This is a genomic window from Pirellulales bacterium, from assembly GCA_035533075.1.
Classification (GTDB): Bacteria; Planctomycetota; Planctomycetia; order Pirellulales; family JAICIG01; genus DASSFG01.
The window spans coordinates 1-20,775 of record DATLUO010000122.1 but is presented as its reverse complement, the minus strand read 5'-3'; the positions used below and the strand labels follow the sequence as shown (position 1 = coordinate 20,775).

The following is a 20,775-nucleotide window of genomic DNA, read 5'->3' as shown; positions in this document are numbered from 1 at the left end:
TGACTTCCGTCGAACGATAGGCTTTGCTCTTGCTCACGGGGACGACCTCCTAAAAACAGGGTTTGGGGTTGGTTAAAACAATAACTCAACCTTAACCCTTTCGAGGCGTCCCCGCTCTTTACCCCTCTATAGCCAACTACGTTTTTTCAATAGGTCCGCTGGCCCACGTAGTTGACTTGCAATTCATCGACCGGAACCATCACGCGCCGGCCGTTGGGCAAAACCACCGGCAGCCGCGCCGGCCGCGAAGTGAGCTGGTATCCGCGCCGCTCCCATTGGCTGCGAATGTAAGGGGGAATGAGGTCGGCTTGCGCCGCACCCGGCGGCGCCGCGGCGACGGCGGTCACCGTTTTGTCGGACGCCTTGTCTGCCCGCTTGACGACCTCGGGCGATGACTTCTTGTTGGCCGCCGCCGCGGACGTTTCGCCACCCGCTGGTTTCGGCAACTCGACCATCATCGGCACGGGAACGGTCCAGAAATCACGGGCAAAGGCACCCAACGAGAAGGCGATCAGGACCGACGCCGCCAACGCAAACATGGCAGGGCGCCGAGAACGCTCGACCGCAGGTGCGCATGCCGCCGTCGGCCGCGGCACTTCCGCCTGCCAGTCGTCGAGGGCGCGCTCCAACTCGCCTGCCTCCAACAGCGCCAGAGCGCAGCGACGCCAGCGCGACGGCTCGCAGTCGAGCCAGGTAAACAGCTCGCGTCGAGCAGGACCGTCGAGATCCCCCGTCGCCAGCCGGTCGATCAGAGCAAATTGGTCTGAGTGTTCGTTCATTGTGGTGAGCCCTTCGTTAAACGTCTTGATCCGAAAAATAATTGGCGAGTAGCCGCCGCAATCGCTCGCGGGCACGAAAGACCCGCGCGTCGACCGCGCTCTCGCTGATGCCCAAAAGCGAGGCGATCTGGCGGTAGCTGCAACGTTCGTGGTATTTCAACATCAGGATTTCCGCATCGCGGCCGGTCAGCTTGTCGAGTGCCCGGCGGACCAATTCGCGCCGCTCCTGACACAGCAGCCACTCAAACGGGTCGTCGGCCGCCGAGGCGTGACCGTTCGACTCCGCGGCCAGCCGGGCCAGTTGCTTCCGCTGCCGGGCGCGCTGTCGCCGATAGCGGACCGACCGAATGACCGCCAGGCGATAAAGCCAAGCGGGCGCCTTCTCGCGGTCGGCCAGCGGCGAACGCTGCTCGATCGCCGCCAGCGAAACCTCCTGCCAAACCTCATCCAGGGCTTGCGGTTCTCCGGTACGAGCGAGGATGACCGCCCTCAGCCAGCGCTCGTGTTCGGCCAGGCACGCTCCCCAGTCGATTGGTTTCTGCGGGCCGTTGGTCGGCGGGTCGCGATGCGTCATAGTCGACAAGATAGTTCCCGCCGCCCGGAAAATCCTGCGCGCCAATTCAGCTTCAGCCGATACCAATTTTCCAGCGGCGATCGGTTTGCTGCTCGACGGCGATCGGCACGTCCAAGAACTTGCAGATGATTTCGATGTTCGTCGTGGCGTGCAGCGTCGGGGCCAGCGTGACGTAGGCGCCGCCGCCCGACAACGCCAGCGGCAACAGCAGTTGGTCGGCCAGGTGCTCGGCCACGGGCACGCCGGCTTCCAAATAGCGTTTGGCCTCCGCCGCGGCTTCGCGCGCCACGGTTTCCGCCGGCACGCCCCGGCGTCCGAAGCCGGTAAAAACCTCGGTCACGTGTTCGCTCTCGACCTCGATCGTCACGATGTTGCCCGGCCCGAAGTTGCGCTCGTGATAGCGCCGCACTTCCAGACATTCATCAGGCCAATCCAGCGCAGCGGCAACGGCGGCCAATTCGCGCTCGGCAATATGGTCGGGCAAGTTCGACACGGTCGCGCGACAGCGCCGCGACCGAATCTCACCACGCTCGACGATCTCGATTGGCGTCAGACGGCTGGCCGGCTCGATCTCGACGCGTAATCGGCCGCCGCCCGCCGGATAAAAGCCGGGCCGTTCGAGCATCAGCGCGACGCTCGGACCCAGGCGATTGATCAGTGGCAGGAAGGCCCGCTCCAAAAAGTCGACGGGCGGCGCAAACGGGTTGTGTGTGCCGCCGACGAGCTCGATTGTGGAGCGGCCCTCGGCGATGAGCAAGGGCGGCAAGATGGTTTGCAGCACAAGCGTGGTGCTGCCGGCCGAGCCGATATCGAACTTGTACTGTCCCGCCTGTACGGCGACCGGCTCGAACCGCAGCTCGCGTGAGCCGAGGGTGTCGCCCGAAAGCTTGCCGCCGCTGATCCTTGCCGCGGCCTGCACGGCCACGACGTGCTGTCGCCGCAACCCCGGCTTATCGCGCTTTGCCCGGATGTTTTCAATTATGATCGGCTGTTGCGTCACGATGGCCAGCGCCAGCGACGTTCGCAGGATTTGCCCTCCGCCTTCGCCTTGTGAACCGTCGATTTTCTGCATAGAGCATAGGACGAGCTGCCCTCGCTATGGGCGCGAGATGAGGTCACGGCGTGATGATAACATCTTTTCCGCGAATGACGACCTCCACATTATTCCGTACTAGAGTGCGCAGCCCAAGCACAGGCAACCTTGGAGCGAAGGGAACGCTGTCCGGATAAAGGACGATCCCATCGGGGTTCGACAAGATTCTGCCATCGAGCTCGATGTCGGCCACCACAACTGGAACGACAACGCCGTTAATCCTAATCGCGCCAAGTTTGCGAAGCGCCATTCCGGTCCAATCGCGAATGTGCTGTTCCCGAATGGCCAAGTTGTGATTCGTACCTGGATCGAAAAGAGCGGGGAAGACCTGCGACCGCGCCGCCCCGACGACAAGGCGGATCGGCACGGCAAACTGGTAAGCTTTGATTTTTACCGGCCCGGTGGGACTATTTGCTGTCGTTGGCGTCGACGATATCGTCAGCCTCATAGGGGGAAAATTCGATTTCCTCGGTTTCGCCGAAAAGCGCGCGAATCCGCTGCAGCTCGTCGTATTGCCGCTTGGAAAGAAGGTAAAACGTCTGATTTCCGTCGGCGATTTCGACCGGGTTGCCCTCCAGAGCCGACTGCCGTTGCTGATCGTTGAGCATCATTCCGCTAGTTTAGCAACTACATCGATCGTTGAACAGCGAAACAGAACATCCTTCCGCATCCGCTCAGCGTCCTAACGTCCCTCCGGCACATCGCTCCCCCGACCGGCGCCGTCACGCCGAATGCGGGCCGTGACTTGCAAGTTGATCAACAGACGGGCCTCCGGGTCGTCGTCGAGCAGAATGCGAGCGTCGACGATCCGCCGGTCGGTGCTCTGGGTCGGGTCGAGAGAAATGACCGTGTTCTTGGCCACCATGCTGCCGATATAGGTGACCTTGCCCGTCAATGCCGCACCCAGGGCCTGGCTGGTCACACGCGCGGACGCCCCCGGCCGCAGATGGCGCACGTCGTCTTCGTAGACTTCGGCCACCGCCACCATGCGGCGAGTGTCGGCCATTTGTAAAATGGGTTGCTGGGCCAGCGTTTCACCTTCGGTCAGAAAAATCTTGAGGATTTTTCCGTCGCTCGGCGCCCGCAGCACCGTCAGCTCCAAGCGGCGGCGCGCCAGCTCGACCTGCTTCTCCAGCGATTGAATCTGCACGGTCGAAGGAATCCGCTCGCGGTTGGCTTCGGCCGTTTTTCGTTTGGCCAGCGCCTGGCGGTGGGCCAGATCGATCCCCTGCCGCAGTTTGGTGAATTCGTCCTGGGCCGCCGCCAGCTCGTTCTCGGCCTTGTCGGTCGCCAGGCGTTGGTGGGCCAACTGCTGATCGGAGACAATTTCGTCGCCGGGCGCGTCGCCGGCCGACTGGCGGACGTGTTCCAGCCGCTTCAGGTCTTGCTGTGCCGACACGTGGGCCGCTTGCAATCCCGCGATTTTCTGTTCTTGGGCCGCGGCGTCCAGCTCTTGCAACTTTGCCTGCTCTTCAGCCAGCTCCGCTTCGGCCTGCACGGCATCGGCGTAGTGCTCTTCGGCCGTCTTCCGCTCGCGCGCTTCGCGGAGCTGCGTTTCGGCCAGCTCGAGCTCGCCCTGACGCAAGGAGCGGCTCTCCAGAACGGCCAGCTCGCTGCCTTTGTCAACTTTATCGCCTAATTTGACTTTAAGTTCCTGCAACCGGTCGCCGGGCGTGCCGTTGATGCTGACGACGCCGTTTTCAGGTTCCAGCCGGGCCAGCGCCACGACTTCCGATTCTGCCGGTCCGGCTGATCGTCCCTGGCCCGACGGCCCGTGCTCCGGACCGGCATGACGTCCGCTCGCGGACGTAAACGGGTCGGCTTCTCTACCGCGCAGCACCGCCCAGGTCGCCAGCGAACTAGCGAGCGCCGCCACAATTGCCGCTCCAAGAATGCGGTTCATACGGGCCTTTCTGGGGATATGAATTTAGAATAGTCTAGGCAGAGGGGCAAACGGCTGCAACGTTATGAGAATCAGCGCCATCCCCCAGCTTTATCGGAACGTGAACCGCTGGGGCGAGATCCTCTCCGTTCTCAGCAAGTATGGCTTGGCTAATTGGGTGAGCCGGCTCGACTGGGATTTCGCCAAGCGGTTCTTCAAAGATGCCGACGGCGAGCTGCTGGCGCGGCACCGTCCCGAAGTGCGGATTCGCCTGGCCCTGGCGGAACTGGGGCCGACCTTCATCAAGCTGGGGCAGATTCTCAGCACCCGCGCCGACCTCGTGGGCGTCGATCTGGCCACCGAGTTGCAGCACCTGCAAACGTCGGTGCGGGCCGATCCGCCCGACGCGGTGCGGGCCACCATCGAAAGCGAGCTGGGCCGCAACATCGAAGCGGTGTTCGCCGAGTTGAGCGACGAGCCGATCGCCTCGGCCTCGATCGGGCAGGTCCACCTTGCCCGGCTGCGAAACGGACAGGAGGTGGTGGTCAAGGTGCAGCACGCCGGCATCGCCGAAAAAATCCGCGTCGATCTCGACATTCTCATCGGGCTGTCGCAGATGGCCGAGATGGTGCCGGAGTTTGTTCCTTACCGGCCGCGCGCGGTGGTGGCCGAGTTTCAGCGCGCCCTGCGCCGCGAACTCGACTTCAGCCGCGAAGAGCGGAACATGCGGCAGTTCGCCTTCGACTTTGCCGACGATCCAACGGTCTGCATTCCCCGTTCGTTTCCTGAATTGTGTACCGCCCGCGTGCTGACGATGGAGCACCTCGTCGGCATCCGGCTGATCGAGCGCGAGCGGCTGGTGTCGGCCGGCTACGATTTGAAAGAGGTTGCCCGCCGCGGGGCCGAACTGTACCTGAAGATGATCTTCGTCCACGGCTGCTATCATGCCGACCCGCATCCGGGCAACGTGGTGGTGATGCCGGGCAACGTGATCGGGCTGTTGGATTTCGGCATGGTCGGCCGCATCGACGAGTCGCTGCGCGAGAGCATCGAAGAGATGCTGTCGGCCCTGGTGGAGCACGACGCCCTGCACCTGACCTCGCTGATCACGCGCATCGGCATGACGCCGCCGCAACTGGACCAGGCGGCGTTGAGCGTCGACCTGGCCGATTTCGTGGCCCATTACGCCCATCAGCGGCTCGACGAGTTCGATCTGGGCGGCGCGCTCAACGAGATGATGGAGATTATCCGCCGCTATCAGATCATGCTGCCGGAGCGCGTGGCCATGCTGGTCAAAGTCTTCGTGATGCTGGAAGGCACCAGCCGGCTCTTGTCGCCGACCTTCAGCCTGATGGAGGTGATGCAGCCGTATAAGAAGCAGCTTGTGTGGCGGCGGCTGTCGCCCCTGCGGCACGCGCGCAAGCTGCGGCGGCTGTACTCGGAGCTGGAATATCTGGCCGAGGTGTTCCCGCGCGGTGTGGTCGATATTTTGCAACAGGTGCAAACCGGCAAGTTCGACGTCCACCTCGACCACCGCGGCCTGGAGCCGTCGGTGAACCGGCTGGTGTTGGGCTTGTTGGCCAGCGCGCTGTTCTTGGGGTCGGCAATGTTGCTGAGCATGAAAGTGCCTCCGCTGATTCCCTGGCCTGGGTTTCTGGGCCAACCGTCGTTGCTGGGCACCGTGGGCTCGACGCTCAGCATTTTGCTCGGCTTGCGCCTTTGGCGGGCCATCAACAAATCGGGCCATCTTGATCGGCGGAAGTGATTAGGGCCCCGGCCGCCCAAGAAGCTGCCAGGCCGTAAACGCCGCGCCGACCGCGATGCACCACCAGCCCATGGGCCGCAAGCGTCCTTGCCGCAGCCAGCGCAAGAGCAAGGCCAGCGCCGCCAGGCCGACGACAAACGACAACGCGGCCGCCAACAGCAGCGGCCCCAGATCGACTGAGTTGCGGCTGCCGAACACCAAGTCTTTCGCGCCCAGCACCACGGCGCCGCTCACGGCCGGCACCGCCAGCACGAACGAGAAGGTCGCGGCCGCTTCGCGACGCAGGCCCAGGGCCAGCGCGGTGATGATCGTGACGCCGCTGCGCGAGATGCCCGGCAAGGGGGCCGTGGCCTGTGCCAGCCCGATCAAGAACGCCTGACGATAGCTGATCTGGGAATAATCGATGGTCCCTTCGCGGCGTCCACCGAGAAGCAAGATGAGGCCTGTCACCGGAAGCAAGCAGCCGGCCAGCAGGGGACTTTCGAGCCACGAGCGCAGGGCCTCGATCTCGTGCAGCGGCAAGCCGACCGCCACGGCGGGCAGCGTGCCCACCACGATGCGGCCGATCATATGTCGATCGTCGCTGAGCAAGCGGAGGAGCCGCCGCCAATACATGACCAGGATGGCCAGCAGCGTGCCGGCGTGCAGTATGATCTCGACGCCTAGCGGATCGTCGAGCGTTCGGCCGCTGGCGCGCTCCCAAAGGGCGTTGACGATCAGGATGTGACCATCGGAGCTGACCGGCAAGAACTCGGTGATGCCTTGCACCACGGCCAGCACGAACAGGTGCAGTTGCTGTGAATCCATGATGCTAGAGTACCAGACGATGCTGCGCCGTCGCGATTGCCATGCCGCGGTCGAGCGACAGGCGGTGATAACGGCCGGCCTGCCAAGCGGGCAACTGATCGGCGTAGTGCGGACTGGCCGGATGGCCGCTCTCGCTGCCGGCGTCGATGGCCCGGATTTCCGCGGGCGAAACCGACATGTCGACCAGCATCCGATAGCCCGCGCCGAGCGTGGCTTGCCAGTCAGCATCGCTGCCGGTGTTGCAGACCGTCAGCATGTCGCCGCATACCGGCAATGACGGCTGGTCGAGAAGCATGGCCAGATCGCCGCGGCCCGAGAGCACATGCCGCACCTGCATGCGGTGCAAGCGTCCCCATTGCCAACCGGCGATCGATGAGCCAAGACGGCTCGAGAGCGTGTCGAGCGCGGCGGCGAACGACTCGCGGATGGCTGCTTGCCGGCGGTCCGTGGCGAACCACCTCACTTCGTCGGTCCGCAGCAGCTCGACGGCGAGTCCGCCGGCCGCCGCGGCCACGAGCGTCGCCGCTTCGCCCGAAAAGCGCTCGTTGGCCACCGCCTGGCACCAATGGGCGAAAAAGACGTCGAAAATCGCGGCCGCCGCCGATTCGGCCTCCATGCGACAGTCCCAGCCACGCAAGGCGGCGATCGCTTCGCGCGTCCGCGGCGCGGGTTCGTCGCTCAACAATTCGAGTAACCGGGGCACGCACTGCACGGCACGCAACGACAGAACGTCGAGCTGCATCGGCCCCAGATCGTTGAAGGAAAGCTTCGGTTTTGCCTCGATCATTTGCCGAATTCGACGGGCACGATAAGCGCTCGTCCACACCCCGGCCAGCGGATACGCAAAGTCGTCGGGGGCCGGGCGGTTGTTGGCCGTCACCAAAAAGCCACGTTGGGGATCGATCGAGTGCGGCATGCCCTCAAACGCAATCAGCCCTTGCCATTCGTGTTCCGGATCCCAGCCAGGCCGGCAACGTCGTGTCGGCTGCTTGCGAATCGGGATGCGGCCGACCGACTGGTAGCCGATGTGCCCGTCGATGTCGCAATAGACCACGCTGAATGTGGGCACGATCCAGGGCCGTGTGGCCTCGCGCAGCTCGGCCGCGGTCTTGGCCCGGTTCATGGCCAGCAGTGCTTCCAGCCAGCGGCACGGTTCGCGGCCGAGCCAGCGGATGGAGATCGGTTCGCCGCTGCGCAGTGCCGCCGGCAACAACTCGTCGACGATCGGCCCGTGCCGCGACGAACGGACCGTCTTGCGTACCGGCCCGCTCCCTTTCACTTCGATCGTTTCTTCGCGCCGGACGGCAGGTTCCCAGCGGCCGTCGTATAAAAACGCATCGGGATGCGCCGCGTCGGTCCGTTCTCGGTACAAGTCTCGCTGAGCGCAGATGTTGTTGGTGCATCCCCAGGCCACGAGTTCGTTGCGGCCGAACATGACGGCGGGCATGCCGGCGTAGGTCATGCCCGCCACGTTGAACGAGCCGCCGCAGAGGTGTACCTCGTACCAGCACGAAACGGCGCCGAAGGCGATGTGCGGGTCGCTGGCCAAGAGCGGCCGGCCCGTGGTGGTACGATGCCCGGCCAGTACCCAGTTGTTGCTTCCCTCGCAGGGAGTTGGATCGCCGCCGCTCGGGCCCAATTGCTCGGTGCCGCAGCTTGCCCTTGGATAGGAACCCGCCGGCAAAATGCTTTCGTCGTCGGCTTCGCCTTGGAGAAACGCGGTATACAGCGGCCCATCGCCCAACGTCCGGTGGACCAGTTCGGGCACGGCGAACACGGGCATGCGGCCAGTAAGATACCAGCGGAATTCGCCCTCGATGGCCAGGCAATCGACGGGCGACCAAGGCTGCGGCCGACAATCGAGCAGATCGAACTCGATGGGCGGCGCGTCCCTCGACGCCTGCATCACCGTGTTGATCCCTTCCGAAAACGCGGCAACCAGCGTTCGCATTTCCTGCCCCGCGGCGGCCCACTCTGCTTCGGCGATCGCTCCGAGTCCCATGGTACGGGCGGTCAGATCTAATTCGAGCGCCTCCGGGCCAAGCACTTCAGCCAGCCGCCCGTATGCCCGGCGGCGGAGATAATCGAGTTGAAAGAGCCGGTCTTGGGCCATGGCATAGCCGAAGCCGAAGAACAGGGCCTCGTCGTTCTCCGCCAGAACGTGCGGAATGCCCCAACGGTCGCGGAAGAGTTCGCAGCGGCCGCGGCGAGAGACCGCGGCGTCGCCATCGACCAGGGGCCAGCGGCGCTGGGTTTCGCGCTGCCACCAGGCGTCGAACTGGTCGCGGCCAATCTGCGCCGCGGAGCAAAGCTCGGCGATCGTCTCTCCCGATCCCAATCGCCGCAACATCTCGGCAGTGGCAAGTTTCATTATGCAACTCGACTCCTGATAAGCCGTAAACGTAGATTGTGGCCGTAGCCCGCTTGCTCCGCAAGCGGAAGGGCCTCGATATCGCGCAGCGTCGTTCTTGCAGCCGAGCAACGCTTCCGCCGAGCAAGCGGCTGGTCCATAATAGCGACGGAGCCTGAACCAGCGCATAAGGCTGGCGGCAAGAGGATCCGAGGCGCGGTCGACCAACAACTCCGAGCCATATCGGCACGAAGGGAGCAAACGATGTTTCGTCGCGTCACCGCGTATGTAGTTTTCTGTGTCGAGGTGTTTCTAGGCACCGACGGTCGGGCCGAGCTGCGCGACGACGCGCTGGCCGCGGCCAAGAAGGCGGCGACGTTTTACAGCCGGCAGGTGGCGACCAAAGGCGGGTACCTATGGCGATACAGCGCCGATCTGACGCTCCGCGAGGGCGAAGGAAACGTCACAGGCACCACCGTCTGGGTGCAGCCGCCCGGCACGCCCGCCGTCGGTGAAGCGTATGTCAAACTCTATGATGCCACCAGCGAACCACTCTTTCTCGATGCCGCAGGCGCCGCTGCGGAAGCACTCCGCCGCGGACAACTCCGCTCCGGCGGCTGGAACGACCATATCGACTTCGACCCGGCCGACCGCACGCGCACGCCCTACCGCCTCGATCCGCCCGGAGCCAAAAAAAGGACGCCCTCCAGCCTCGACGATGACAAAACGCAGTCGGCGATTCGGTTTCTCGCGCAGCTCGATCGTTCGCTGGAGTTCAAGGACGAAGCGGTCCATGAAATGACGCTTTTCGCACTCGACGGATTGCTGGGGGCGCAGTATCCCAACGGCGGCTTTCCGCAGGTCTGGGACGAACCGCACCGGCCCGAAGACTTTCCCGTCATGCCTGCCGGTTATCCGAGGGACTGGCCACGCATGTATCCCGGTCACGGCAGCTATTGGTTCCGCTATACGCTGAACGACGATCTGGTGCCCGATGTGATCCACGCGCTCTTTCTGGCGGAAGCGGTCTATGGCGGTCCGCGTTATCGGCAGGCGGTGCTCAAGGCGGCCGACTTTTTGCTGTTGGCTCAACTGCCCGATCCGCAACCGGCCTGGGCCCAGCAATACGATTTTGAAATGCACCCGGCCTGGGCCCGCAAGTTCGAGCCGCCGGCGGTGACGGGCGGCGAATCGCAGGGCGTGTTGCGAATTCTGCTGGAGGTGTATCGCCGCACGGGCGAACGGAAGTATCTGGAGCCGGTGCCGCGGGCAGTGGCTTACCTCAAAAAGTCGCTGCTGCCCGACGGCCGGCTGGCGCGGTTCTATGAGCTGCAATCGAACCGGCCTTTGTATTTCACCAAGGACTACACCTTGACATATAACGATTCCGATCTGCCGACGCACTATGGGTTCAAGGTCGCCAGCAAGCTCGACGAGATCGAAAAAGAGTACGAGGCCCTGTCCGCCGGCGACAAGCAGACGACGGCCACCAAGCCGGGGCGAGTGACGCGGGGCATGGAAGACCGGGCGCGGGCGGCGATCGAGGGTCTGGACGACCGAGGGGCCTGGGTTACGGAGGACAAGCTTCGATATCAAGCGTACGTCGGTCCGATCATCGACATGTCCGTGGCGGTGAAGAATCTGAACGTGCTGGCCGATTACCTGGCCGCCACGATCGCCGGGTCGTGAAAGAACTCCTCGGCGGGCACGACTTGAAAGGCTGGGCTTAGGTCCGAGTTCTCTCGATAAAGTCGACCAGCGCTTTGAGATCGTGCGCCCAGAATAGCGCAAGTCCTCGATTCTGGGCGTCGATGAGATTGTGCAGCTTGTAGACGCCACCGAGCACGGCGCTGGGCACAACCTGCGTCTCGCCAAAATCTTTGCGCCATGCTTCCGCTTTGGCCGCGGCATCGTTATTCAAGCGCTTGACGGAGTTTGTCGCGGAGTTGGAGACCTTACACTCGATCGGCATCAGGCGATTGTCCCAAAGTCGAACAAGAAAATCGGCCTTGCGATTGCCAAGATAGCTTTCACCGCAGAATTCGCCGGGCTGCGGCGCGTTGGCGAATGTCAGTACCGCACGCGGGGCGACCCGCACCAGGCCGTGTGCCAGCAATTCTGCGGCCACCTTCGCTACGGCGTTTGGTGCCGGCGCGCTGAGCCGCCATCATCGCGGACGACGCCAAAACCGCGGCTTGTCTCTCAGCTTCGGACGGTTCTCGACTCTCTTTCACCCAGGGAAACCGCCGCCGGTCGAGGCCCATCAAGACCACTTGCACGACGCGCGCTACCATCTCCGGATTGGCGCGAAGTTGCTTGGGACTGAGCGACGCAGCCTCCGCGACCGTCTTGAGATCGTCGATCGAGATGGGCGGTCCTGCAAGATAGCGAAACGCATGGAGCAGCTTTTTGTCAGTCAAGATCTCGACCGCCGACGCCTCAAGCCTAGTCAGATCGATGGTCGTCTCGAATAGGTCCTCGACGTGCCCTTGATAATCGTCGAACGCCTCAAGGTAATCCTCCAAAGGCTCTTCGATTCGCCGCTGGCGAAAATGCTCTGTGGAAGTTTTCGCGGCCGCTTTCAGTTCGTCGGAGCTCCAACTTGGAGGGTCGATCATCGCAGCCCCTGCTGCAACAGGTCGATTCCCGGCACAAGCAGCCGCTCCATCTCGCGCGGCTCGAACTTGGTCAGTCCTCCGGCATAAGTACGTCCATCACTGATGTTCGTGGCATTGCTGAGGTAATCGACAAGGCCGGAAAGGACCGCGTCGCTCAGTCGTTCTCGCGGGTAAAGGCCGTGTGCGATATTGATGTGGCGTGCGTTCGCATGGTTCAAGACAAAGGCGGGCGGCCGGCGGGCCATGTACGTCGCCAGGACCGGCGCCGGTTCGCGCAGGCCGACAGACCACCACGCTTTGCGATTCAAGGCGACGTACGACTGGTCGGCGCCGGCTTTTCTGGCCCGTGTCAGAAATCGATCGATGATCCGGCGCTCCGCGGAACCGAAACGATCGAGATCCACAGGCAGGTCGATAACGCGGCGCAGCGGCGCAGGATCGTCGAGAATCTTGCCTGCGCGAAACAGTTCCCTCGCCTTGGTTACCGCGGAGAAAAGCACACTATCCGGCAATCCGTCGCTGTGTGCCCCGGCAATCCAAACGCCGTTCGCCCCCGTGACCTGGCCGCGATGTACACGACAAAGCTCGCCCAGTTCGATATAGCCGGCAGGCCCCGAGCGCGCCCGGCGCGTGAGGTGCGACCACCGGCGTTCGCTTTCGAGCCGCTCGCGTCGCACGACGCGGTTCCCATTGGCTTCGCCGAGCCGCTGCAACGTATCGATTCGCTTCAAGCGGATGGAGCCGGGGGCGGAACCGATCTGGAAGTAGCTGATGGCCGCGGTGGTGGCGGCGTCGGCGAAGGGCATCGCCGAAGGCTCGATCACAACGATCCGGCGACCGCCTAGCTCGCGCAAAAACAACTCACGGAGCAGCTTTCCGTAGTTCACATCGAGCCATTCCGCGGCGGTGATGAACGCGCCATAATCGCCGGAGACCGCCAGGTTCGCGGTCGCCAAGAAAAAATGCAGGTGCAAGCCGGCAAGCTGGCTTGCCGCAAGGTTCCGTTTGTCCGCCTCGTCAACCAGCCAGCGCTTCCACGTTGGACTGATGTCGTGGTGCCGCACGTAGGGCGGGTTGCCGATGAAGAGCGTCGTTCCGCTGGCCGCTGGCAGTGAGAGGTCGCGGTAATCGCCGAGAACGATCTGAGCACGCTTGGCAAGCCCGGCTGCCGCGAGGTTTGCGCGGGCCAGCATGGCCGGCAACGGGTCGATTTCTACGCCGATCAGCGAAACGGTTGACAACCGCCGACCGACGGCCAACAAATAGCGCCCCGATCCCACTCCCGGATCGACCACTCTTTGGGGCGTTCCCGATTGGATTGCCCAATCGACCATCGCGTCGACGATCGAGCGCGGGGTGAATGTGGCGCCGTTGGCTCGTCGTTGGACCGCCGACCGCAATTCGCAAAACAGCGCCCCCAGCGGATCCTCGCCGGCACGAATTTGCTCGAGGTAGCCATCCGCGGTTTTTTCATCGGCCGGTTCAATCCCCAGCGCCAGGTGATCCTCTTCCGGCGACCAGCCGTCGACCTCTCTGGCGCCGAGGGCCAGGGCGATGGCCACGAGGTCCCTCTCACTCGCGACGACACCGGACAGCGGCAAACAAAGCTGCGGCGAAGAAGATTCGCGAGACTTTGGCCGAGGCATTGCTCTTGTCCGGCTAACGGGCTATTGACATCGTTGATGCACGATAGTACAGACATTTTTGGGCGAAGGCAAGGTGCCGCGTGTCCGTGGCGGTAAAGAATCTGAACCTGCTGGCCGATTACTTGGCCGGCACGACTGCCGGGTCGTGAAAGAACACTTCGGCGGGCACGACTTGAAAATCGGAAAGGTTTTTCAGCGCCCACGATACGCAGACGGCGGCGGTGGCGCCGGTGTCGTTGAACTCCACGGTCAGCGGCTGCGGCTGGTCGGTAAGCTCGACTTCGACCAGCTCGTCGCCCGCGCCGCGGTGCCAATGGTCGATCACCAGGTTGCCGTTGATGCGCACGCGAATGCCGTCGTCGCTGCTGGTTTTGATGACGTATTTGCCCGGTAGCGGCGGCTTCAGCCAGCCGGTCCAACGGATCGAAAAGTTGTCGCCGGATACCGCGGGGTGCGGCGAGCGGAAGCCGAAGTTGTGGCAGAGCCCTTCGGAGATGCCCCTCGCGCGGAACTGCTGCAAATCCGCGCCGTCGAACATGGCCATGTCGAGTCCTGGGCGGATGCGGGCCAGACTGATGCCCGGCGTCGCCGCCGGCTTGTCGAGCACGCGCTTTCGCGCGGCGTCCGCCGTCGGTGCGTCGTCGGGCAGGCCGCGATCGAGCCAATACTTCGCTTGCAGCTCGTATTCGGCCCGCATGGCGAGGTCTTTTCCGGCCGGCACCGGCAGACGCTTGTCGGCCGACGGTTGGTCCGCCAGGTCTGCCAGTGACCGGGGCGTCTTGGCCGGCATGGCCGGTTGTTGAGTCGGGATCTCGGCCACAGGCGAAGATAGTTCCAGCCGCGTGATCCGATAAGGAGTGCCCCAGCAAACCAAAAACAACCGCCGGTCGTCGGGCACGATGCAATCGTGGGGCAAGCTCAAAGAGCGCGACTCGCCCTTCCAGTCGATGACTGGCTGGCCGTTGCACGTCACCTCGACACCATCTCGTCGCACGGTGCTGACGATCGTGTTTGGCCCGTCGTCGCGCAGCACTTGGCCGTGGTGCGTCGTCGAATTGCGATCGAAGGACTGGCCGTTCACAAGCTGGAGCCCGCTGAGGTCGCCGTTGCCCCCGTCGAGAACCACTTCGACTTGCCGGCCTTCGACCACAACGCCAAAGTTCACGTCGCGGCTCCCCAATTACTCGATGGTCAACGAGTATTCATGAGGAGGCAACACGGGCAACTGCAGCCGTCTCCACGGTTCGCCCGGAAGATAGATCACCTCGCCTTCGGCGAATTCCGCCGCGCCGTCTTGGCCTTCTTTGCCCGATCGAGGAGGCAGACGCGCGCGGCCGCGATCTCGTTGAGGAGCTTTTGGGAGACTGCGGAGTGGGCCCCGGTCTGAAAGGTCCGCACGTGCGCCATCTGGCGGTCGGCCGCATTCGAGATGGTATCGGCGTCGTCTTCGAACCGGCCGACGCCCCGCAGGCGATAATGGTCGGCCGGCTGTTCGGCTGGCGGAATGCCCAGCCATTTTCGATACGGATCAAAAGTCTCAGACACTCACTGCACCCCGGTTGGCCCTGATGAGCTTTCATTTTACGCGTCGCTTGAAGCCGGTCAAACGGCCGGCACTGTTGGCTGTTCGTTCCCAAACACTCAAACCGAATTGTTCGCTTCGCTCCGCCGGCGCGGCTATACTGCGGTAATGCCCACCCGCGTCGACGACTTCCTGAAGCGGCTGGCCGAAAGCGATTTGATGCCGCAGGCCGAAATCGTAGCCGTGCTCGACAGCTTGCCCGGCCTCGATCGCTCGCAAGACGCTCAACCTCTGGCCCAAGAGTTCGTTCGGCAGAAGAAGCTGAGCCGCTTTCAGGCTCAGGCGATTTATCAGGGCCGCACTCGCGGCCTCGTGCTGGGCAACTACGTGCTGCTCGACAAGATCGGCGAAGGCGGAATGGGCCAGGTCTACAAGGCCGAACATCGCCGCATGAAGCGGGTGGTGGCCATCAAAGTGCTGCCGCCGCACATCGTCAAATCGCCCGACACGCTGCGGCGCTTTCAGCGCGAGGTGGAGGCGGCCGCCCGGCTGGAGCATCCGAACATCGTGACGGCCCACGACGCCGATGAATTTCAGGGCGTTCACTACCTGGTGATGCAGTACGTCGAGGGGAGCGACTTGTCGAGCATCGTCCGCAAGCACGGGCCGTTTTCGCCGGCGAAAGCAATCGAGCTGGCCATTCAAATCGGCAAGGGCCTCGAACACGCCCACCAGAAAGGGATCGTGCATCGCGACATCAAGCCGGCCAACGTCTTGCTCGACGTGCATGGCGCGGTGAAAATTCTCGATATGGGGCTGGCCCGCTTCGAGCAACCTGCCGCGCCCTCGCTGCTCACGGCCCGCGAAGGCGTGGCTGCCACCGAGCTCACCCTGTCGGGCTCGGTGGTGGGCACGGTCGACTACATGTCGCCCGAACAAGCGATGGACGCCAAGAGCAGCGATCATCGTAGCGACATTTACAGCTTGGGCTGCACCTTGCACTTTCTGCTGACTGGGCGGCCGGTGTATGCCGGCGACAGTTTCATCCAGAAGCTGGTGGCCCACCGCGAGGCGCCGCTGCCGTCGCTGACGAACGTTCCCGCCGAGCTGAACGCCACCTTCCAGCGGATGATCGCCAAGAAGCCCGATGATCGCTATCAACGAATGGACGAGGTCATGCGCGACGTGCAGCGATGTTTGCAGGCCGCGCAGGCCTGGGCCAAAGCGCGGCCCGCGGCCGGGCCGGTCGGCTCGCAAGGTGGGTCTTCAGGCGCGCCGGCGCCCGCCGCGCTGACGGGCATGGAAGAGACGGTCGTCTTCACCAGTGTGCCGGCGGGTTCTTCACACTTGCGACAGTTTCTCGACGACGACTTCTCCATCGACGCCGCGAAGCTTTCGCTGTGCCAGAAGAAAGTCTGCGACGCCGACCTGGCCGAGTTGGCCGGCATGTCGAACCTGCAGGCGCTCGATCTGGAAGGGACGGCAATCACCGACGCCGGCCTGGCACATCTGAGCGGACTGTCGGGCCTGCGGCGATTGGACTTGAGCGGCACGTCGATCACCGACGCCGGGCTGGAGCGACTGCAATCGCTGGCCGATTTGCGGCGGCTGTTTCTTGCCGAAACGGCCATCTCCGACGCCGGCATGCCGCACTTGGCGCGGTTCACGCATCTCGATCGACTCGGCCTCCGCGGCACCGACGTCGGCGACGCCGGGCTTGTGCATCTTGCCAAGCTGCGGCAGCTCGCCAGCCTCGATCTGAGCTACACGCGGATCACCGACAACGGCCTGGCGCATTTGAATCAGTTATCGGCATTGGAAGAGATCGATTTGTCGGGCACGCGCGTAACCTCGGCTGGCGTGCGCGCTTTGGTGCGGCTGCTGCCGAAGACGGAGATCACGCTCTAGCGGTTGGCGCCAAAAAACGCAGGTCGCCCTCGCGGCGGGTAAAGCCGACGCGGTCGAGATACTCGCAAAGCGGCACCGCGTACTTGCGCGTGGTGCCGAGCAGCTCGCGGATTTGACTCACCGTGCGGCCTTGTCCGCCCGCCATCTGGGCGGCCAAAGTGGCCCGCAGTCGGCGTTCCACCTCGGCGTGCAAGAGGAAGCCGCCGCCTACGTCGATCAGTTCTCCTTCAGCCACGGCCAGCGAAATCAGGGGTTCCACCGCCTGCTGGTTCTTCACGGTGCGCGAGCGAAGGTCGTCGATCATCGGCGGTTCGTAACCTGCGGCGCGGAACGTTTCGATCATGTCGGCCAGCAGCTTCTGCTCGTTCTTCGAGAGCTGCGGACCACGGCCGGGCAACGCCACGCCACGTTCGTTGATTCGCAGCCGCCCGGCCCGCTGCATTGCGGCCAGCACCGCTTCGACTACCGCGTCCGGGCCGAGATGGCCCAGGCGGTGGACCAGCCGCGAACGGTCAAGCACCGTCCGCAACGGAAAGGCGGCGTGCTCCTGATCGAGCACCCCTTCGATGCGGCGAAACACGCCGTCGAGCCAGCGGCGCTCCACCCGCGACACGCGGCTGGGCGAAACGGCCAGTTCCACAAGATCGCCGCGGCGCACGAGCTCGTCGATGACTTCGGTCGCCCGGTCGATGCCGGCCCGGCGGGCCACGTCGGCCGGTTGCCAGTCGGCCAGGCCGATGAACGACAGCGCGGCGGCCGCACGCGCGAGCTTGTCGTCGCCGGCCAGGGCCGCCAGGCGGTCGAGCACGTCGCGATCGCCGCGCGGCAATTTGGGCGCGTTCGGGTCGAGCACGCTTCCGCCGCCGATGGTGACCACCGGCGATTCGCTGCGCAACACCAACGGCTGACCCCAGATGCTGACGGCCGGCCCGCTCAGGAAAAGCTGCACCAGCCCCTGCCTGCCCGGCTCCAAACGCTCGCCCTCCAAGAGCACGACCGAGGCCATCAGCTCGGCGGTGCCCAGATGGACCCGCGCCCGCGTGCGGTTCTTGAGCGCCCGCGGGGCGTCTTCGGCCAACGTAATTTGGGCGCTGAGGATGCGACTGGGCACCAGGTAACCGGGCGAGGCCAGCTCCTGCCCGCGGCGGATTTCATCGTGATGGACGCCAGCCAGGTTGACGGCTGCCCGTTGACCGCGATGTGCCGTCTCGCTCGGCCGGTCGTGGCTCTGCAACCCTCGCACCCGCACGGGCCTGCCGCCCGGCTCGATCGTCAACGTGTCGCCCACATGCACCTGCCCGCTGGCCACGCTGCCGGTGACGACGGTGCCGTGGCCGGCGATCGTAAAGCTGCGGTCGATTGCCAGTCGAAAAGGAGCATTCAAGCGTTCCATTCTTGCCGAGTGCGACGCTCGCTGCGCGGCCGCAGAAAGGGCCTGCCGCAGCTCGTCGAGCCCCGCTCCGCTGACCACGCTCGTGCGGACGAGCGGTGCCGATTGCAAAAAGGTGTCTTGCACCAGCTCGCGAACCTCGGCCTCGACCAGGTCGATCCAACCAGGGTCCGGCAGGTCGCACTTGGTCAGGGCGATCACGCCTTCTTCCAGGCCGAGCAGCCGCAAGATTTCCAGGTGTTCGCGGGTCTGCGGCTTGACGGAATCGTCGGCGGCCACGACCAGCAGGGCCAGGTCGATGCCGGTCGCGCCGGCCAGCATGTTGCGGACAAAGCGTTCGTGGCCGGGCACATCGACGATGCCCAGGCGAATGTCGTCCAGCGTCAGCTCGGCAAAGCCCAGGTCGATGGTGATGCCGCGGAGTTTTTCTTCCGGCAGGCGGTCGGTATCGACGCCGGTCAGGGCCTTGACCAGCGACGTTTTGCCATGATCGATGTGCCCGGCCGTGCCGAGGATGAGATCGAGAGACATGGGGATATTGTAGACGGTAGACGGCGGATGGGCGGGGGGGGAAATTGCAAATTGCAAATTGCAAATTGCAAATTGCAAATTGGCAACGCGGGACTCGACGTTTCCAAGGTCGAACTCGACGTTCGCTCGCCGGCATTCGAACAGGCTTGATCGAACGGTTGTCGAGTTGCGCGATCGGCATTAGGCTACATCAGGCGGATCCTAATTCAGCACGAAAGGAGCCACTGCCATGAGTGACAAGCCTTCGCGTTTCAATGAGTTCGTAGCGGACGCCAAGCGGCGGATCCAGGAGGTAGCGGTCGAAGATGTGCAGGGGCGCCTGCGGCGCGGCGACCAACTGAATCTGATCGACGTGCGTGAGGAAAGCGAGTGGATGCAAAGCCATGTGCCCAACGCAGTCCACCTGAGCAAAGGCGTCATCGAGCGCGACGTCGAAAAACGGTTTCCCGATTTGAACGCGAAACTGGTCCTGTATTGTGGCGGCGGGTCGCGGTCGGCCTTGGCCGCCGACAACCTGCAAAAGATGGGCTACCGCAACGTGCGCTCGATGATCGGCGGCTTTCGGACGTGGCGCGAAGAAGGCCTGCCGGTGGAAACCGGGCCGGCATGATTTTCCACTTGCAACCTCCGCGGTCAGAAGCCAGAATAACAGCATGAATTCGGTCCCGGCGTATGCCTTTGGTTTTTGGTTTTACTTTACCCCGATCGGTCGCGGGGCCGGAGGCGGTTCGTAACGGAACCTAATCAGGCAAGCATTTTCAAGCCCCGCGACCCAGGCCGTCGCGGGGTTTTTTTGTTGGTTTCAGGAGCTTGAACGTGATTGTCGTCATGAAACGCGATGCCAGCGAGGCGGAGGTCGGGCACATGGTCGAACGGGTCGAAGGACTGGGACTCAAAGCGCACGTGCTGCGCGGCGTCGAACGCACCGTCATCGCCGCCATCGGCGCCGAACGCGACGGGCTGAAAGAATCGCTCGAAAGCGGCACCGGCGTGGCGGAAGTGCTGCCCATCCTGGCCCCTTACAAGGTCGCCAGCCGCGAGCTGAAAAGCGAAACAACCGTCGTTCGTGCTCGCGATCTGGAAGTGGGCGGCCAGCGGATCGGCGTCATCGCCGGGCCGTGCTCGGTCGAAAGCGAAGAGCAGATCCTGGCGACGGCCATCGCCGTCAAAGCCGCCGGTGCGACGGCCCTGCGGGGCGGGGCGTTCAAGCCGCGCACCAGCCCCTACAGCTTTCAGGGGCTGAAAGAAGACGGGCTGAAGCTGCTGGCCGCCGCCCGCGACGTGACCGGCCTGGCGGTGGTCACCGAGGTGCTGGCCACCGAAGACGTCGAATTGGTTGCCCGCTATGCCGACGTGATGCAGATTGGCGCCCGGAACATGCAGAACTATCGCCTGCTGGAAGCGGTGGGCAAGGTCCGGCAACCGGTGCTGCTGAAGCGCGGCCCCAGCGCGACGATGGAAGAACTGCTGCTGGCGGCCGAATACATCCTCGACGCCGGCAATCCCAACGTCATGCTGTGCGAGCGCGGCATCCGCACGTTCGAGTCGCACACGCGATTCACGCTTCCCCTGGCGACCGTTCCCTACTTGCACGGCAAGACGCACTTGCCGGTGGTGGTCGATCCGAGCCACGGCACCGGGCACACCTGGCTGGTGCCGCAGATGGCCTGCGCCAGCGTGGCGGCCGGCGCCGACGGACTGATTCTGGAAGTGCATCCCGACCCCGAAAATGCGCTGAGCGACGGCTATCAGTCGCTCAACATCGAACAGTTCAAACAAACGATGGAGCTCTGCCGAAAGGTGGCCGCGGCGCTGGGGAAGAAGATGTGAGGTCGGAGCTGGATGTAGGGTGGGAGCGAGCGAGCTTGCGAGCGCCGCCCCACCGTTGGCGACGTCCATTACGGTGGGCC

Annotated in this window: 17 protein-coding genes and 1 pseudogene; 5 read left to right on the top strand and 13 right to left on the bottom strand. The window is 63.9% G+C overall.

All coding sequences use genetic code 11. The features are described from left to right. Positions 1-146 precede the first annotated feature (146 nt). From VNH11_15790 to VNH11_15765, 6 genes are all read right to left on the bottom strand, one after another. Positions 147-779, bottom strand: a complete 633-nt coding sequence (locus VNH11_15790; GenBank protein ID HVA47830.1) for a hypothetical protein — start codon at positions 777-779, stop codon at positions 147-149. A 16-nt stretch (positions 780-795) separates the two neighbouring features. Next, positions 796-1,353: a sigma-70 family RNA polymerase sigma factor gene (locus VNH11_15785; protein HVA47829.1), complete on the bottom strand. Its 558-nt coding sequence runs from the start codon at positions 1,351-1,353 to the stop codon at positions 796-798. A gap of 52 nt (positions 1,354-1,405) precedes the next feature. Beyond that, positions 1,406-2,425 carry an RNA 3'-terminal phosphate cyclase gene (gene rtcA, locus VNH11_15780; GenBank protein HVA47828.1) on the bottom strand — a complete coding sequence of 340 codons (1,020 nt, stop codon included), beginning with the start codon at positions 2,423-2,425 and terminating at the stop codon, positions 1,406-1,408. A gap of 43 nt (positions 2,426-2,468) precedes the next feature. After that, a complete protein-coding gene (locus tag VNH11_15775) occupies positions 2,469-2,813 on the bottom strand; it encodes a hypothetical protein (protein ID HVA47827.1) in 345 nt (114 codons plus the stop codon). A gap of 40 nt (positions 2,814-2,853) precedes the next feature. Continuing rightward, the gene (locus VNH11_15770) at positions 2,854-3,057 is read right to left on the bottom strand and encodes a hypothetical protein (GenBank protein ID HVA47826.1); all 204 of its coding nucleotides are present in this window, start codon (positions 3,055-3,057) and stop codon (positions 2,854-2,856) included. A gap of 71 nt (positions 3,058-3,128) precedes the next feature. Beyond that, positions 3,129-4,349 (bottom strand): efflux RND transporter periplasmic adaptor subunit, encoded by a 1,221-nt coding sequence (locus VNH11_15765; protein HVA47825.1) that lies wholly within the window; start codon positions 4,347-4,349, stop codon positions 3,129-3,131. Between the two features lie 64 nt (positions 4,350-4,413). On the opposite strand from VNH11_15765, the gene VNH11_15760 reads away from it, so the two are divergent. Continuing rightward, the gene (locus VNH11_15760) at positions 4,414-6,093 is read left to right on the top strand and encodes an AarF/ABC1/UbiB kinase family protein (protein ID HVA47824.1); all 1,680 of its coding nucleotides are present in this window, start codon (positions 4,414-4,416) and stop codon (positions 6,091-6,093) included. Here VNH11_15760 and VNH11_15755 read toward each other — a convergent pair whose 3' ends face one another. Then, complete coding sequence (locus tag VNH11_15755) at positions 6,094-6,900, bottom strand: undecaprenyl-diphosphate phosphatase (protein ID HVA47823.1); 807 nt, start codon at positions 6,898-6,900, stop codon at positions 6,094-6,096. It abuts the gene before it with no gap. Between the two features lie 4 nt (positions 6,901-6,904). Further along, positions 6,905-9,271, bottom strand: coding sequence for a penicillin acylase family protein (locus VNH11_15750; protein HVA47822.1), 2,367 nt, complete (start codon positions 9,269-9,271; stop codon positions 6,905-6,907). 243 nt (positions 9,272-9,514) lie between these two features. On the opposite strand from VNH11_15750, the gene VNH11_15745 reads away from it, so the two are divergent. Further along, complete coding sequence (locus VNH11_15745; GenBank protein ID HVA47821.1) at positions 9,515-10,939, top strand: pectate lyase; 1,425 nt, start codon at positions 9,515-9,517, stop codon at positions 10,937-10,939. Positions 10,940-10,976: 37 nt separating this feature from the next. On the opposite strand, the pseudogene VNH11_15740 reads toward VNH11_15745, so the two are convergent. From VNH11_15740 to VNH11_15725, 4 genes and pseudogenes are all read right to left on the bottom strand, one after another. Next, positions 10,977-11,868 (bottom strand): annotated as a pseudogene (locus VNH11_15740) (XamI family restriction endonuclease). Further along, the gene (locus VNH11_15735) at positions 11,865-13,430 is read right to left on the bottom strand and encodes an N-6 DNA methylase (protein HVA47820.1); all 1,566 of its coding nucleotides are present in this window, start codon (positions 13,428-13,430) and stop codon (positions 11,865-11,867) included. The pseudogene VNH11_15740 and the gene VNH11_15735 overlap by 4 nt, the downstream one beginning before the upstream one ends. Before the next feature lie 202 nt (positions 13,431-13,632). Next, a complete protein-coding gene (locus tag VNH11_15730) occupies positions 13,633-14,679 on the bottom strand; it encodes a PA14 domain-containing protein (GenBank protein HVA47819.1) in 1,047 nt (348 codons plus the stop codon). A 95-nt stretch (positions 14,680-14,774) separates the two neighbouring features. Beyond that, positions 14,775-15,059, bottom strand: a complete 285-nt coding sequence (locus tag VNH11_15725; protein ID HVA47818.1) for a hypothetical protein — start codon at positions 15,057-15,059, stop codon at positions 14,775-14,777. A 145-nt stretch (positions 15,060-15,204) separates the two neighbouring features. Here VNH11_15725 and VNH11_15720 point away from each other — a divergent pair, with 145 nt between their 5' ends. Further along, positions 15,205-16,944, top strand: coding sequence for a protein kinase (locus tag VNH11_15720; GenBank protein HVA47817.1), 1,740 nt, complete (start codon positions 15,205-15,207; stop codon positions 16,942-16,944). Here VNH11_15720 and selB read toward each other — a convergent pair. Then, the gene (gene selB, locus VNH11_15715) at positions 16,934-18,865 is read right to left on the bottom strand and encodes a selenocysteine-specific translation elongation factor (GenBank protein HVA47816.1); all 1,932 of its coding nucleotides are present in this window, start codon (positions 18,863-18,865) and stop codon (positions 16,934-16,936) included. The two genes, VNH11_15720 and selB, sit on opposite strands and share 11 nt — an antisense overlap. A gap of 229 nt (positions 18,866-19,094) precedes the next feature. Between selB and VNH11_15710 the strand changes: the two genes are divergently transcribed. Then, positions 19,095-19,475 carry a rhodanese-like domain-containing protein gene (locus VNH11_15710; protein HVA47815.1) on the top strand — a complete coding sequence of 127 codons (381 nt, stop codon included), beginning with the start codon at positions 19,095-19,097 and terminating at the stop codon, positions 19,473-19,475. A 206-nt stretch (positions 19,476-19,681) separates the two neighbouring features. After that, positions 19,682-20,695, top strand: a complete 1,014-nt coding sequence (gene aroF / locus VNH11_15705; GenBank protein ID HVA47814.1) for a 3-deoxy-7-phosphoheptulonate synthase — start codon at positions 19,682-19,684, stop codon at positions 20,693-20,695. The last annotated feature ends 80 nt before the right edge of the window (positions 20,696-20,775 follow it).

Excerpts from the sequence above, each read along its gene's own strand:
- VNH11_15790 (HVA47830.1), bottom strand. The coding sequence starts at position 779 with ATGAACGAACACTCAGACCAATTTGCTCTGATCGACCGGCTGGCGACG.
- VNH11_15785 (HVA47829.1), bottom strand. The coding sequence starts at position 1,353 with ATGACGCATCGCGACCCGCCGACCAACGGCCCGCAGAAACCAATCGAC.
- rtcA (HVA47828.1), bottom strand. The coding sequence starts at position 2,425 with ATGCAGAAAATCGACGGTTCACAAGGCGAAGGCGGAGGGCAAATCCTG.
- VNH11_15770 (HVA47826.1), bottom strand. The coding sequence starts at position 3,057 with ATGATGCTCAACGATCAGCAACGGCAGTCGGCTCTGGAGGGCAACCCG.
- VNH11_15765 (HVA47825.1), bottom strand. The coding sequence starts at position 4,349 with ATGAACCGCATTCTTGGAGCGGCAATTGTGGCGGCGCTCGCTAGTTCG.
- VNH11_15760 (HVA47824.1), top strand. The coding sequence starts at position 4,414 with ATGAGAATCAGCGCCATCCCCCAGCTTTATCGGAACGTGAACCGCTGG.
- VNH11_15755 (HVA47823.1), bottom strand. The coding sequence starts at position 6,900 with ATGGATTCACAGCAACTGCACCTGTTCGTGCTGGCCGTGGTGCAAGGC.
- VNH11_15750 (HVA47822.1), bottom strand. The coding sequence starts at position 9,271 with ATGAAACTTGCCACTGCCGAGATGTTGCGGCGATTGGGATCGGGAGAG.
- VNH11_15745 (HVA47821.1), top strand. The coding sequence starts at position 9,515 with ATGTTTCGTCGCGTCACCGCGTATGTAGTTTTCTGTGTCGAGGTGTTT.
- VNH11_15720 (HVA47817.1), top strand. The coding sequence starts at position 15,205 with ATGCCCACCCGCGTCGACGACTTCCTGAAGCGGCTGGCCGAAAGCGAT.
- selB (HVA47816.1), bottom strand. The coding sequence starts at position 18,865 with ATGTCTCTCGATCTCATCCTCGGCACGGCCGGGCACATCGATCATGGC.
- VNH11_15710 (HVA47815.1), top strand. The coding sequence starts at position 19,095 with ATGAGTGACAAGCCTTCGCGTTTCAATGAGTTCGTAGCGGACGCCAAG.